14 protein-coding genes and 1 pseudogene are annotated in these 13,823 nt (G+C 67.5%); 1 reads left to right on the top strand and 14 read right to left on the bottom strand.

Translation table 11 applies throughout. The features are described from left to right. Positions 1–6: 6 nt before the first annotated feature. From eccD to ACZ5WE_RS18910, 9 genes and pseudogenes are all read right to left on the bottom strand, one after another. A complete protein-coding gene (gene eccD, locus ACZ5WE_RS18870; RefSeq protein ID WP_467694823.1) occupies positions 7–1,371 on the bottom strand; it encodes a type VII secretion integral membrane protein EccD in 1,365 nt (454 codons plus the stop codon). A 31-nt stretch (positions 1,372–1,402) separates the two neighbouring features. Further along, complete coding sequence (locus ACZ5WE_RS18875; RefSeq protein ID WP_467694699.1) at positions 1,403–1,699, bottom strand: hypothetical protein; 297 nt, start codon at positions 1,697–1,699, stop codon at positions 1,403–1,405. Positions 1,700–2,060: 361 nt separating this feature from the next. Next, complete coding sequence (locus tag ACZ5WE_RS18880) at positions 2,061–2,702, bottom strand: hypothetical protein (protein WP_467694697.1); 642 nt, start codon at positions 2,700–2,702, stop codon at positions 2,061–2,063. Positions 2,703–2,711: 9 nt separating this feature from the next. Further along, a complete protein-coding gene (locus ACZ5WE_RS18885) occupies positions 2,712–5,198 on the bottom strand; it encodes a hypothetical protein (RefSeq protein WP_467694695.1) in 2,487 nt (828 codons plus the stop codon). A gap of 44 nt (positions 5,199–5,242) precedes the next feature. Then, on the bottom strand, positions 5,243–5,644 hold the full coding sequence (locus ACZ5WE_RS18890) for a DUF6507 family protein (protein ID WP_467694693.1): 402 nt from the start codon (positions 5,642–5,644) through the stop codon (positions 5,243–5,245). 66 nt (positions 5,645–5,710) lie between these two features. After that, positions 5,711–6,022 (bottom strand): pore-forming ESAT-6 family protein, encoded by a 312-nt coding sequence (locus ACZ5WE_RS18895; RefSeq protein WP_361461276.1) that lies wholly within the window; start codon positions 6,020–6,022, stop codon positions 5,711–5,713. A gap of 57 nt (positions 6,023–6,079) precedes the next feature. Then, on the bottom strand, positions 6,080–6,409 hold the full coding sequence (locus tag ACZ5WE_RS18900; protein WP_467694691.1) for a hypothetical protein: 330 nt from the start codon (positions 6,407–6,409) through the stop codon (positions 6,080–6,082). A gap of 375 nt (positions 6,410–6,784) precedes the next feature. Continuing rightward, positions 6,785–7,289, bottom strand: a pseudogene (locus tag ACZ5WE_RS18905) (NUDIX domain-containing protein). A 413-nt stretch (positions 7,290–7,702) separates the two neighbouring features. After that, complete coding sequence (locus tag ACZ5WE_RS18910; protein WP_467694689.1) at positions 7,703–7,882, bottom strand: hypothetical protein; 180 nt, start codon at positions 7,880–7,882, stop codon at positions 7,703–7,705. Between the two features lie 220 nt (positions 7,883–8,102). On the opposite strand from ACZ5WE_RS18910, the gene ACZ5WE_RS18915 reads away from it, so the two are divergent. Further along, positions 8,103–8,984, top strand: a complete 882-nt coding sequence (locus ACZ5WE_RS18915; RefSeq protein ID WP_467694687.1) for an endonuclease/exonuclease/phosphatase family protein — start codon at positions 8,103–8,105, stop codon at positions 8,982–8,984. Between the two features lie 85 nt (positions 8,985–9,069). Here the strand turns inward: ACZ5WE_RS18915 and ACZ5WE_RS18920 are convergent, their stop codons facing one another. The 5 genes from ACZ5WE_RS18920 to ACZ5WE_RS18940 form a co-directional block, all read right to left on the bottom strand. Continuing rightward, the gene (locus ACZ5WE_RS18920; RefSeq protein ID WP_467694685.1) at positions 9,070–10,077 is read right to left on the bottom strand and encodes a DMT family transporter; all 1,008 of its coding nucleotides are present in this window, start codon (positions 10,075–10,077) and stop codon (positions 9,070–9,072) included. 284 nt (positions 10,078–10,361) lie between these two features. Next, positions 10,362–10,862 carry a hemerythrin domain-containing protein gene (locus tag ACZ5WE_RS18925; protein WP_467694684.1) on the bottom strand — a complete coding sequence of 167 codons (501 nt, stop codon included), beginning with the start codon at positions 10,860–10,862 and terminating at the stop codon, positions 10,362–10,364. Between the two features lie 165 nt (positions 10,863–11,027). Beyond that, positions 11,028–11,531 carry an ATP-binding protein gene (locus ACZ5WE_RS18930; RefSeq protein ID WP_467694682.1) on the bottom strand — a complete coding sequence of 168 codons (504 nt, stop codon included), beginning with the start codon at positions 11,529–11,531 and terminating at the stop codon, positions 11,028–11,030. 319 nt (positions 11,532–11,850) lie between these two features. Further along, a complete protein-coding gene (locus ACZ5WE_RS18935; protein ID WP_467694680.1) occupies positions 11,851–12,360 on the bottom strand; it encodes a peroxiredoxin in 510 nt (169 codons plus the stop codon). Between the two features lie 377 nt (positions 12,361–12,737). Continuing rightward, the gene (locus ACZ5WE_RS18940) at positions 12,738–13,580 is read right to left on the bottom strand and encodes a SigB/SigF/SigG family RNA polymerase sigma factor (RefSeq protein WP_467694678.1); all 843 of its coding nucleotides are present in this window, start codon (positions 13,578–13,580) and stop codon (positions 12,738–12,740) included. Positions 13,581–13,823: the final 243 nt, after the last annotated feature.

Raw genomic sequence — 13,823 nt, forward strand, 5'->3', positions numbered from 1 at the left:
GCGCCCCTACGCGAAGGTGTCGAGCAGTCGCCCGTACACACCGAACACCCCGATGACCAGGGGCAACAGGGCGATGACGCCCACCGACTCCAGGACGTCGCCGACACGGCGAAGCCGCACCCGCACATGCTCGGCGGGCTGCGCCGCGAGCACCACCAGGGGTGCCAGCGCGAGTCCGGCCAGCAAGGCCAGCGGCCCACCGCCGGACGACCGCTCCTGCCAGACGCCGACCAGCGCGACGACGACGACCGCTGCCGCGGCGAACAACGCCACCACCTCGGCGACCAGCGGAAAGGCCCGCGCCCGCAGTGCCAGCACCACCGCGGTAACCACGGCGAGGAGCACGGTCCACACGGTCGGCGCTGCGAGCGCCATCACGCCCGCCCCGGCCGCCGAGACGGCCAACACGACGGTGGCGACGGACAGTCCACGGTGGGTGGCGGTCAGCGCGGTACCCACCCGATATCGACTCACCGACGATCCGCCCGAGCGCCGGTCATCAAGCCCCGACAACCCCGACGCCATGAGCGCGATCCGCGGCAGCACACCGAGCACCACCACCGACACCACGGCAAGCAAGGAGCCCATCCGAGCCTGCCCGGTAGCCGTCAGCGCCCCGTCCTGCAACGCAACGGACGTTTCCCACAGGATCAGGCAGCCGAGCATGGCCGCGGCTCCGATCAGACCGCCCCGCCCCAACGGGGAGAAACACCCCAGGAAGAGCAGCACCAGCATCGCTGCCAGGGTCACCCCTGCCAGCCGCGCGGCGCCGGACCAGACATGGGCGTCGGCCAACGTCCAGGCCCCGAGCGCCCCCAGGGCCCCGGCGCAGATGACCAGTGTGGCGGAGAGCGCCCGCCGCTTCATGCGCCCCAGCACGATCCCGGCGATACCGACCAGAACGGCAACGCCCACTAGGGCGTTGCCCACGTCCACCAACTCGAACTCGCCGCGTGCCAACACTCCGGCGACGAGAGCCCACGCCACGGTGGCCGACCCGGCCACCGCCCGCCGACTTGCGGGCCGCCACCGCCAGGCCCGCACATCCAAATCATCGGCAGCCTCATCGGTAACGTCATGCACGACGGGCGCGGAGGGCGCGTCCTCGGCCCGCACGAGCCGCAGCACGGCGCCGTCCGCTATCCCGGCGGATTCCAGCGTGCTGTCGTGTGCGAGGGCCGAGCCGTCCGCGGTGACCAGATGCCGCAACAAGGGCCGGCCGGCAGCCTGATCATCGAGCAGCCGCAACACTTCCGGAAGCAGCAGCCCAACTGGCTCCTGAGAGGGAAGAACGAGGTCCACCCGCCGCCGCTCTCCCACCAGAGTGACCCGGCTCAAGGCCGTACGACTCGTACCGCTCGTGCGGCTCAACGGCCCCGCAGATATCACGCGTTCGAACCTATCATCGAGAGGAAGGGGTTATGGAATGCGAAGGTGAGGAAGAAGCTCGGGAATTGGGGGAAGCGGGCACCGGCGACTCGTAGGGACTTTTCCCAATGAGTCGGTGTGAGACGAACGACCATCCCACGCATCCGGCACACAAGATCGCCGCGACTACCATTCCGGCGACCACTTTCCCCAATCGCTCATCAACGGACCTCCGCTGCCGCTGCGATCCGAACAGAAGGGCATCGCGCAACCGTCGGCGTCGAACCGACACCGACTCCAAGAGTTGACTGTCGTAATCCTGAGCTGCCATCAGATGGACTCACAGGCCTCTGCAAGTGGACAGGGAGATGACATGGTTCCTTCTTAGTTTCTTGGGGCACGGCCTGCTGGGCGGTTGCCTTGACTGCATGAGCTGCTCAGGGGTCGCGAAGTGGTCCCGCGCGCCATTGGGGGGGGGCGGGCACGCCTGGTCCTGAGGATGGACATTGACAACTGGGCTGAGGTGCGAGTTGTTCCTACACCCCGGTTGCTACCTTCGCCACTCTGGAACGGCAGGCTCAACCGATGACACGCGCCCCGAGGGCCTTGAGGAGCGCGGCATACGCCTTGCACGGCTGGTGGGCCGCCTGGCCCCGCACGGCGCCTCGGGGGGAGCATCCAGCTCATGGCTGTTACAGCTTGTCCGTCAGGTCCGGCCCCAGCCCACTCTCATCAGCGTCCGGCGTACTGATGCCGAAGTCGACGGCATGCCCGAAATACGTTGGCTCACCTGTCTCGGCTTCCATGCCGAGTGCGGAATTGAGTTCGCGCAGCGCGTCGGCAAGCCGAGGGGCATTCCTTCTCTGTACCTCCGGATGCGGACGGCCAGAGAAGTTGAACCAGCTCCAAATATCGTGGTGAACCGAAACGGTTGCGGTCGGACCGTAGGAGGAAGTTGTGACAGACAAATCCACGAGGCGGGGCTCCTTTCGGGGGCGCCCGTCAGCGTCGTACCAGACTCCACTACCGATGACCTTGAAGTCTCGGATCTTCGCCTCGGAGAAAGCTACGGGACGGCTACCAGAGAGCTTTTGCGATATTTCTTGCTCTGTCATATTTCGAATGAAGACCGTGCTCATCACCCCTGTAAACCCTTTCCCAGGGACGAGCCACATGCATTCCAGACTGCTCGGCGCAAGCAGCTCGAACTGATCGAGCACCTCGACCATTCTTGCTGCGACGCTCAATGCAGAGTCAAGACCGGAAGGCGCGGTCTCATCCAGATCCCAAAACCAGGATCCGCATTCCTTCTTTGCGCGCATGAGTGTCGACATGAACTTCTCTCAAGGGTAAATTGGGCCGTCAGCCGGAATCTTGATCGCGCCATCCTCGAAGCGCAGCAGTACGGTCGCGCCGCCATCCATCGCTGCTTCCTCGATGGCCTTGAACGCTCCTGGGCGCAGGATCGACATAGGATGGTGCACGTCCAGGATAGCGACGCCTTGGTTCATGTGCTCGTACCGCAGCTGCTCTATTGCACTTTCGGCGTTCTTGATCAGCTTCTTCTTGCTGGCTACATTCTTCAGCTGGTAAGCGTAGTCGATCTCACCGTCAGCATTTCGCGTGTACACGTCGAGGTCCCACAGATCCGTGGGCTCCCCGAACTCGAACCCGAGGCGTGTGAGCCCCCGGCCCTGCAGTTCGGTGGCGTGAACCAGGGCCATGTGAGCAGCAGGAACCATGCTGTCGGGGCTGCTGCGGCTGGGCCCTTGCTTGCACATATCGAGAATCTTGTTGTAATTCTCTGTACCCCGAAGGTGCCCACGGTTGATGAGTTCAGCAACACTGGCACCATAGGGATCCTTGCGGAGGCTGCGGAGGACAGCTTCCTGATCAAGCGGTTTCATTTTCGCGTGACTGAGCTCAGCAAGGAGACGAGCCTCCTGCTCCGGCTTCAGTGGTTCGGTGGGCTCATGGGGCATCTCGTTATGCGGTCTGCTGTACCTGCTCGGATCGATTTCCGACAGACCATCGGAGGTGCCTGCCTGCCCTCTCGCGCCGAGCCCGTCGCCTCCGACCACACCGTCACCATGACTACCGGCAGAACCTGCGCCGTGACCGGTGGTTGGGTGCTCCCGGACGGAGGCGCCGTCGTGGTTGACGGTGCCGCCCGGCGCGTGATCGCCACTACCTGGGCCTGGGCTGTGACTACCCGAGCCGGGGAGCTCATGGCTGCCTGAGGGGCCGTGGGTGAAACCGCCTGGTGTGCCAGGGGGGAGGTGTGATGCGGTGTCACCCGAGACACCGCGGCCCACTCCACCTATATCGTCCCCGGCCCGCCCGGCAGCCCCGCCCACACCCTCTCCGGTATGGGCGGCAGCTTCTGGTCCTTGAAGAGGCGAGCTACGCGGCGGAACGTTCCCGTCCCGGCCGAGGGCTGCTGTCGCATCATCACCAGCATGCACGCCGACCAGGACAGGCCCTCGTTGCGGCAGCGCCTCCGCCCCCGCGTTTGCTCGTTCGGCGGCCGCGCCTTCCTTTGGTATCTCGGCGGGTCTCTGAATGACGTTCTGGTGGTCCCGGCTCGCGGCGACGGAGGGGGCGCGTTCGTCGGCGGAGAGTTCGACAGGGGGCGGCGTGGTGTCGCGGACACCGTCCTTGATGATGGCCAAGTCACCGCTCCCGACGTGGAGTTCAGAGCGTGGGGCGAACCTCCACACGGTGCTGACGGATCCGGTGCCGGGCGCGTTGCCGAATCCGGCGCGGGCGCGGGCGGTGACGTCTGCGATCTTGGGTGCGGCTCGGGTGGTGGCGCCGATGGTCTTGGCCGCCGCGCTGAGGGGGTCGATGGCCTCGCCGACCTTGGCGAGGGTGCCGGCGGTTTTGGCGACGGCGCCGCCCTTGGCCAGCTTGGAGACGGCGGCCAGGGGTCCCGAGGCGATGGTCAGGCCGTTGAAGATGACGGTGCCTGTGGCCTTGCCCGGGCGGTCGGCCCAGTCGTCCCAGCCGACCAGGGCCTTGCCGAAGGCCTTGGTGTACGGGCGGCCCTCGGCGACTTGCTTCTTCCAGGGCGAGTCTTGCTTGTTGAGCGGGTCGAAGAGGTAGGACTCCAGGCCGAGCACCGTCATGCCAAGACCCTTGCGGGCCGCGTCGCCGTCCGCTCCGGGGCTGAAGAGGTCCACGAACCCGGTGACGGTCCCGACGATGTTGTCCTTGATGCTGCCGCTGACCTCCCCCACATGGTGGGAGAGGTCGAACTTGTCGTAGGTCAGGGCCTCCGGGGTGCCCCAGGGCAACTTGTCGGCGTGCTTGAGCGCGTCGGCGGTGTAGCCGTAGACCTGCGCACCGCGTGGGACCAAGGTGCCCTCGTAGCCCTGCGGCACGTACTGGGTGCCGTCCACCAGGGCCGTGATCTTGTTGTTGGCGGCGGTCTCGGCGGCCGTGAAGTCGGCCTGGGCCTGGCCGACCTCGTCCCATAGAGCCGTGTGCTGGTCGATCTTGTCCTGGTCCTGGGTCCACTCGTCGTCGATCTCGCCGCTGTCGTTCTTCAGACCTGCCGCGAAGTCGGCCACCCGAGTCCGCAGACGGTCCAGGCGGGCGATGATGGGCCTGACGGCGCCGGCGTAGTCGTCCAGCGCCCCGGCGACCGTCTCGATCTTCGAGGCGAACAGGTCCGCTCGATCCCGCACCGGCGCCGTGGAGGCGAAAAGCTCCTCCGCCTCGGGCGCCCGGTAGAAGGCCCCAAGTCCCTGGAACTTGTTGTGCACCACACCACCCGCCTGACGCAGGGCGCCGGCATGGGTCCGCAGCCCGGAGGCGTGCTGCTCCAACTGCTCCAGATCACCGGTGAAGTGGGGGACATCCTGTGCAGTGATCACAGCGAACCCCGCGTGAGGGGTGTGGGCCGCTCCAGGACCGGATCGACCACACTTGCCGCGGAGCGCTGTAGCTCGGCCGCGATCTCCAGGTCGCCCGCCTCGTAGGCAGCGGTGGCCAGCATCGCGCCGTTGACCGACTGTCCGGCCCGCGCGCCGATGAACTCCACTTCCTCGGCGGTGCCTTCGGCGAACTCGACGAGCGCCGAGGCGACCAGACCTCCGACCGGACTCTGGCCCCCGCCGCCGGCATCCCCCGATACCAAGGCGCCGGACCACTTCGCGGCGCCCCCCAAGTCCTCGCCGTACCCGCCGACGTGCCGATCCAGAGCACCCAGTACGTCGTTCACGTGCGACAGGACGAGATTCACCCCGCCCGGCTCGATATCCCATTTCGGCATGCCAACCCCCTACTTCAGCCTCGTGACCCCGTATCCGCGCCAGCCCACACCGCAGCGGCCGGTCGTTCAGCCGATGTTGTCGACCGCGGCGCGCGCTCGCGCGAGCGTCGACTGCGCGGTGCCGTCGTTCTGCTCCAGCGTGGTGCGCACGAGGCGGATGATTTCCCGCACCTCGTTGGCCGCCTTGTTCCAGCGGACTTCCTTGCCGTGGTAGTCGTCTGACACACCGTCGGCCTGGTAGTCGGCCATCGCGGCCTTCACCGCGCGGTCGCGGTCGCCGAGCACCCGCTCCAACTGACCGATGATGATCTGCAGCCCGCCCTGCACATCGGCCGAGGCCCCGGTGTCGTAGGAGCGGCGGTCCTGGTTTCCGGCCATGGCGAAGTTCCCCCTGCGTGGTGAAGTGTCGTGGTGTGCGAGTCGGCCGACTCGGGCTCAGCCCGAGAAGCGGGCGCTGTCGAAGTTGGCCGCGCCCATGTTCTGGTGGGCGTTGTCGGACTGCTCCTGGTCACCGGAGCCGAACGCCGTGTCCATGCCCGCCTGTCCGCCCAGGATCGAGGAGAGCGCCCCGTTCAGATCCGAAGTGATCTCATCCGCCCGCAACTTGAACGCGTCGAAGGTCGCCTTGCCAGCCCCGTTGAACTTGCCCTCCAGCGGCTCGGCCGCCTGGACCAGCAGGCCGATCAGCGTCCCGAGATCGTCACTGGACCCCACGGTGTTCTTCCCCAGCACCGCGAGAGTCGTGTCTCCCATGTCGAACTTCACGAACCCACCCCCGTATATCCCCAATTGTGTGGTGCGCTGTGGGCGGGTCTGCCGTCACGGCATCCACATGCGCCACTCACGCCCCGTAGTGTATCGAACATCCTGTCCCATGAGGCGTTGCAGCCGCAACGTAGTTGGGGCGAGATGGCGTGATCTGTGCCATGGCGTGCGCCACGCAGGGGACCTGCCGCTATAGGTAATGCGTAGATCGGCGGCCGCAGTTGCGCTGGTAGGAGTGATGTGCCGCCGCATATGTACCGGGCCGACGAGATGTTGTCCTGGAAGGTGCAAATCGCGGGGGCCGTGGCGGGTACAGGTGCCGGCCTCGGTTGCTGTGGCCGAATCTGCCTGCAGTGCGTATTCCGGAGGCGGGTGCTACGCGATGGCGGCTCCATCGTGCAGGTACCGGGGTACTCCGTCGGAGAGTGCGTCCAACGCAGCTTCGAGCCTGTGCTGCAACCGCTCCCGCAGCGCCGCCACAGCCTCTGCCGCCGGAGCGAATCTCAGCTCGGAGAGCTCTTGATCGTGTGGCCGCAGGCTGGCGGCCTGGTCCTCGTCGAGGGTTCCCCCATCGAACGTGAGCGCGAGCTGATCGTCTCACGGGCCGTGCGGAGCCACCCAGTCGATGACGAGCAACCGCAACGGCCGGATGCCGAGGCCCAGTTCTTCCTTGAGCTCCCGACGTGCTGCGTCGTCAGGGGATTCGTCGACTTCGACCATGCCTCCGGGCAGGTCCCACCCGGGCTTGTAGGTACCAGGAGAATCCGACCGTCCTTGTCCCGCACCACGACGTCGGCGCGACTCGCTTACGGGCCTGGGTGGCGTTTCCTTCGGCGAGGTAGGCGTTCCAGGCGACGGGGTCTGCAGGGGTGGGCCTCATGAAGCAGTACCTTTCCCGGGCGGCGTGATCATGTCGGCGAGCAACAGCATTCTGGCCCGTTTCGCATCGTCGAATCGCTCCAGGCGGTCTCGTACTGGGGGATAGCGACGGGGCGGGATCAGTGGTTTGCGCAGGTCCGCGAGTTGGTGGATGAGGCGAACCGATCCGAGGGTGGGATCGGCGGTAAGAAGTCTGAGGCCAGTGTCGACGGCAGCGTCCAGCTCGTCGCGTGGAGGTGGATGCGTACCAAAGTGATGCGGCTCAGGCCAGGGAACGGGCCCGACCAGACTGTGCTGGATCGGTGCTGGACGCGTCGGATTGTGGGGCTGTCTGAGCGGGTGACAGCCGCGACCAGGCATTCGGCGACAACGTGGAGAAGCTGCTGTAGCCCGCGGCGGGCGGCGTCCGGGCTGTCAGGTGCGATTGGGTGGGCAGAGGATCGCCGCGTGCAGTGGCCCCTGGGTGACGACCGATTCGGAGACGCCGGACGTCCAGACGGTGTCACATATGGTGCAGGTGAAACGGTTGGACAGGCCGTCCGTGTGGCGGCCGCAGCTCGGGCACTGCTCCGTGGTGAAGTACGCGTCTGCCATGGCTGTGCACCTGTCACTAGGCTTTCCGTCCGGCCGAGTCGCCGGACCCTGCGCTTGAACGCTCTGAGCCGCCGAGCACGTGGGGCTCGTGATGGCGAGTTCGCCGGATGCCGAGGATGAAACCTGTCAGCCGGGGCCGAGTACCGGTTCGGGTCGCCCAAGGGGCTGGTGATGGTGCGGAAGCAGGTGTTGCTGATCAGCGCGTCCCATAACCTCGTGCATGGAGATGCCAGATGTCCTGTGCGTCCACACTGAGGAGGCGATGGTGCTCGGTAGGAGCACGCGATGGCTCGCGGGTGCCCTGACTGTGGCCTGCGTGGTTTTCGTCGGTCCCAGTGCGCCGGGCGACGCCCTCTTCGACAGGTCGCCGCCCGTCGATGCCGTCAGGGATGTAGTACCGAACCGGGTCATGACGTGGAACATCTGCAACCCCTGCGAGGAGAGCGACGTCGACCGGGCCGCGGAGATCGCCTCGTACGCGCCCCAGGTCATCGGCCTGCAAGAGGCGTGCGCGGGGGACGTCGAGAGGATCCGGGAGTATCTGGAGTACCTGCACGGGCTGGTCTACCACGTCGAGTACGGTTCAGTGCTGCGCAGTTGGGGTCGCTGCGGGGGAGTGCCGTGGGACCCGGGTGGGTTTGGACAGGCGGTCCTCTCGGCGGCACCGATGACAGACCGTGTGAACGTGGAGTACCCCGACGGCGGATCCGAAGACCGTGGATACATGGCGGTCACCACGACGGTGGGCGGCCGGTCCGTCCGGGTCTTCAACACGCACCTCGCCCAACGGCAGCAAGAAGCAGTGCGAGCGGAGCAGGTCGGCGTACTCGCCGCGGAAGTCGCCCGGCACAACCGCGCGATCGTTCTCGGCGACTTCAACGCCGCGCCGGAGGCTCCCGAACTCACCCGGGTGTGGGAGCTGGCCGCGGACACGGACCCGCAGTGTCGTCCCACGTCCGTCGGCACGTGCAGGACGACCACCGACTGGCAAGCCAAGTTCGATTACGTGTTCCTGAGAGGCTTCGCCCCGCTCAGGCACCGCGTGGAATCCACCTCGTACTCGGACCACGACCTGCTGCACACAGACCTGAAGCCGACTTAGGGGGCCTGAGCGCGGAATCGTGCCCGGCATCCGCACCGTTTGCATGTCCCGCGGCGCGAGGCTCTACGGTCTCGCGTCGTGAAGATCAGCGCGGGCGTGCCGACCGGCGCCCGACCGCCCGCTCCGCGGTACCCATCGTGCTGCTGGAGGCGACGACCCGGCCCGTCCGCGTACCCGGGAGTGCCGCGAGCGCGACCGCCGCCAGGGCGAGCGCGGCGCCCGCGACGGTGGCCGTCGTGACGTGGGTGTCGCCGTGCGGGAGCAGCAGGTCGAGGGCGATCGAACCGACCAACTGGCCGGTGATCGTGCACAGACCGAGGAGCAGGACGCCGAGCTTCTGGACCGTGGCCACCGCGATAGTGATGAAGGAGATGCCGACCAGGCCGCCGAGATAGAGATACGGCTCGGTCGGCAGACGGGCGGGAACCCCGCCTGCCACCGCATGCACCAGGAAGATCACACTCAACGCGCCGGTACCGGCGACGAAGTTGAAGAACGTCCCGGCGTACGCGGATCCGGCGGCGTTCTTCACATGCCCGTTGACCGCCTGCTGCCAGCTGACGCACACGCCCGCCACCAGGGGCAGCAACAGCATCACGTACGGGAACCCGCCACCCAGTTTGTCCGCAATCGACAGGCCCACGGCCGCGAGTACGAGCACCGCACCGACGATCCTGCGGCGCGTAGGGCGCTGCGGCCCGGCCGGCCCGAGCCCCATCCGGTCGAAGAGCATGCCCCCCGTGACCTGGCCCGCGACGATCGCGACCGTGAAAAGTGCGACCCCGAGCGCCCCGACGGTCAGCCCCTGGGCGAGCAGGAAGGCCGCTCCTCCGAAGCCGCCGAGCACCTGCCACCACCTGAGCCGCCTGCTGCGTACGTCCGCGAGCACCAGGCCCACCCCGCGGCGCGGCTTGCGGAGTACGAGGAGCCCGAGGGCCAGCACCACGAACCCCGAGCCGAACGAGATCACCGCGGCTGCGAACCCGTCGCCGCCGAGCCCGGCGGCGAGCTCACCGGTAATACGCGCTTGCAGGGATATCAGGGTGCCGGAGAAGACGGCGAGGAGCAGCCAGGGGGCTGCGGCGGCGGGCATGTGCGTACTACCTCTGGGTGGGAGTCGACGGGGGCGGGGAGATACTTCGGAGCACTCCGAGAACTCAGAGGGGTCAGAGCTCTCCGCAAGAACTCCGCGGAACTCCGCGGAACTCCGCGGAACTCCGCGGAACTCCGCGGAACTCCGCAGAGCTCTGGAGGCGCCTGGGCCGGCGGACGGCCCGTACCTCTCCCATTGATCAGTTCCTTTCTAACCGATCAGCCCGTGGTCGGACAGGGCGGGCCGGATGACGAGACAACAGGGAGGGAGCTGCCCGTCCCTGCTCAGTCCTTCACGATGCGGCGGACGTTCTCGATGCTTCCGCAGCCCGCCTTGAGGTGTTTGTCGCGTTCCTTCGTGAATGCGGTGCCCAGTTCCTCGCGGCGATCCATGGCCACGTTCTCGCGTGCGCCGTTGAGGATCGTCCGCTCCTCCTCATCGGTGTGGTGAGTCACCGCCTCGACGAGCTTCTCCAGCTTCTCGTCCCAGTCGTCGGAGCCGACGTCGCTGACCTCGAGGAGGGCCAGCAGTGCCTCGTTGCCTTCCTCGTGTTCCTCGACGCCGTGTTCGACCTCGTCGTTGTCGATGTCCCGGTAGCGCCTGAGGGCGGGGTAGACCTCGGCCTCTTCCGCGAGAGCGTGCGCGATGAGCAGGTCGGCGAACTTCTGCAGGGCATCGGCCCGTTCGGCCTCCACGCTGCGCATGTCGCGGAACAGGTCCTCCATCCGTCGGTGATCATCGAGGATCAGCTCGACGACGTCCGTTGCCGTTGACTTGTCCGGCATGTCCGGGCTCCTTCTCAGCAGGGGGCAGAGGGCTCAGCGCTTCGGGGTGAGCGGCTTCGTACAGATACCTAGCGTGCTCACTCGCCCACGAGGTGCCTCGTGTACCCGGCCGTCGCGTGTGTCACTCCTGCGGCCCACCGGGCGAGTGCCCGGGCCGGGAGGAGGTCAGCGAGAGCTGCGGGGAGAGCCGGCTCCCTGGACGGGGGCGGTTCGTTCGCCGGCGGCCGATTCACCGGCCAGGGCGATGTGCGCGGTGACGCGTTTGCCGGCCGGTTCGAGCTGGACGTGGAAGTTCTGGGCGACGGCCTTGACGATCTCGAGGCCGTGGCCGCCGATTCTGTGCGGGTCCTCGGACCGGGCGACGGGTCGGGCGCGGGCGCTGTCGTGCACGGTCACCGCCACCGTGGAGTCCACGATGCGCAGCTCCATCAGCATCGGCCCCGGGGCGTACTTCCGGGCGTTGGTGACCAGTTCGCTCACCACCAGCTGCGTCAGATCCATCGCGCGGGCGGAGACGGACACGTCCTGGTCCGCCTGGGCGCGGGTGAGGAAGTCGAGGGCGAGGTGACGTGCTTCGGCGATGGAGGAGTCCCCGTCGTTCAAGGGGACGGCGACAGCCATGGGATGAGCTGCCGACGACCCCTCGCCGCCACTACCGGCTGACTCCATTTCCTCGCCACCTTCGTCCCCGCGTCCCCGTTTCTGCTCACCTACCCTGCTGGACGCGGCACATTCTGCTCCGGCCCGGATCGATAATCCGTTCGAGCACGGCGGTCTGTCCAAACCGTCGGGCAGTCTGCCGGCGCATACCCGTGGCGCGCGCCGCACCAGCGAGTGCAGTTGAGAACATGGTGACAGACACCCGGCAAGGACACCCGGCTCTTCGCACCGAACCCGTCGCAAGGGGCACGCGCGGGCTCGGTGCGGCGGATCGCATGTGTCGGTCGGGGTGCCAGTGGGGTCGGCCGCCGCGATTATCGGTGGCTGATCATGACGGGCCGCCGGTGGCGGGATCATCCTGCCCTGTGCTCCGACCGGCGGCTGCCGACCGCAGCGCCGCCAGTGCCCGGTCCGCGTGGGCACTCATCCGGAACTCACTGCGGACCACCTCGAGCACACGCCGGTCGGGGCCTATGACGAAGGTTGCGCGCTTGGTCGGCAGGGGGCCGAAGCCGCGCGCCACGCCGAACTGTCCGCGCACCACGCCCTCCGGGTCGGACAGCAGCGGGAACCCGAACGTGTGCAGCCCCGCGAACTCGCGCTGGCGCTCGACGGCGTCCGAGCTGATCCCCACCGGCCTGGCGCCCACCGCCGCGAACTCGGCCGCCAGGTCCCGGAAGTGGCACGCCTCCGCGGTGCAGCCGGGGGTCATCGCCGCCGGGTAGAAGAAGACCACCACCGGGCCTTCGGACAGGAGTGACGAAAGGGCTGTGGGCGTGCCCGTCTCGTCGGGCAGGGTGAAGTCCTCGACAAGGGAGCCGACTTGGATGCGGGTCATCGCTGGGCTCCTTGGCCGGGGTGGAGGTGGGCACGCGAACAAAGCGGAGAGAGTTGAGAGAACTGAGAGAACTGAGAGAGCAGAGAGATTGGAGAGAGAGGCGGGCGAGGGAGAAGCGTGGGCATGAGGCTCCTGACGGCTCGGCAGCACAAGGCAGCGTGGCACGCGATACTACGCGGCGGTAAGAAGGTGCGTGCTCGGCCTGGTCGACCCCGGGCGGGGGCTTGCGGACGGCTGCCTACCGCTGACGACTGCTGACCACTGACGACTGCGATCCCGTCATCAAGGTGCTGCATTGAGGTGCATGAGCCCCTGGGGCGGCCCTGGCGCCCCAGGGGCTCGGCGCGGGCAGCGCACGCTTCACGTGCGACCCGCGGTCACGCCGCCTGCGCGTGCTCGACGCCGTCCTCTCCGCGGACGGCCTCCGCGCGCACGCGGGCGCAGCTGGTGGTGATGAGGCGCGAGACGTGCATCTGTGAGATGCCGAGCTCCTCGGCGATCTTGCTCTGCGTCATGTCCTCGAAGAAGCGCAGATACAGGATGGTCCGTTCACGCTCCGGCAGCCGCCGCAGCCCGGTCTTGGCGGCCTCCCGGTCGGTGATGCAGTCGTACGCGGGATCGGTTGCCCCGAGGGTGTCGGCCAGGCTGAATCCATCGGGGTCGGAGGAGATTTCGGCGTCCAGCGAAAGGGCGCTGTAGCTCGTCATGGCCTCCATCCCCTCGCGGACCTCGTCCTGGGTCAGCTCCGCCTGCTCGGCGATGTCCGCGATGCTGGGCTCGGCGTCGCTGCCCGGCCGGTCCAGGAGATCGCGGCGCGCGACCCGGACCTTGTTGCGCAGGTCCTGGACGCGACGGGGAACCCGCACGTCCCACATGCGGTCGCGGAAGTGCCGACGCAGTTCTCCGGTGATGGTGGGCACGGCATAGCTCTCAAAGGCTCCGCGCTCGGGCTCGTACCGGTTGACCGCCTTGATCAGGCCCATCGCGGCAACCTGCCGCAGGTCTTCGAGGTTCTCCCCCTTGTTGCGGAAACGGCTCGCCAGCCGGTGCGCCATGGGCAGCCAGGCCGTCACGATCTCCTCGCAGAGCAGGTCGTACTCGGGCCCGCCATCGAGGGTGGCCAGGTGCGCGAAAGCCGCCTCGGTGTCGGGAGCGTCGTCGTGGAGGTGCCGGGGCCCCGTACGACGACGGGTCGAGGGTGCGGCGAGATCGGTAAGCATAAGGAAACGCTCCTCAGCGGTGGGCGAACAGGTGACCGCGGAGAAACGGGATGGCCCGGAGCCGGACGTCCGACGGGAGTGGACATACCGCTCCCCGCGAATGCGCCTCCGGTCCGAAGCACGAAGTCCGCCTGCCCCCGGACTCGGAGGGGAAACAACCACCAGCTGGGTGCGTTGCGTTCGGAGCCACGCGCGTGCAGGAACGGCCGCTCGTCCATGAGCAAGAAGAAACTCAAGAAGCGA

Source organism: Streptomyces sp. NPDC033180 (genome assembly GCF_055577645.1).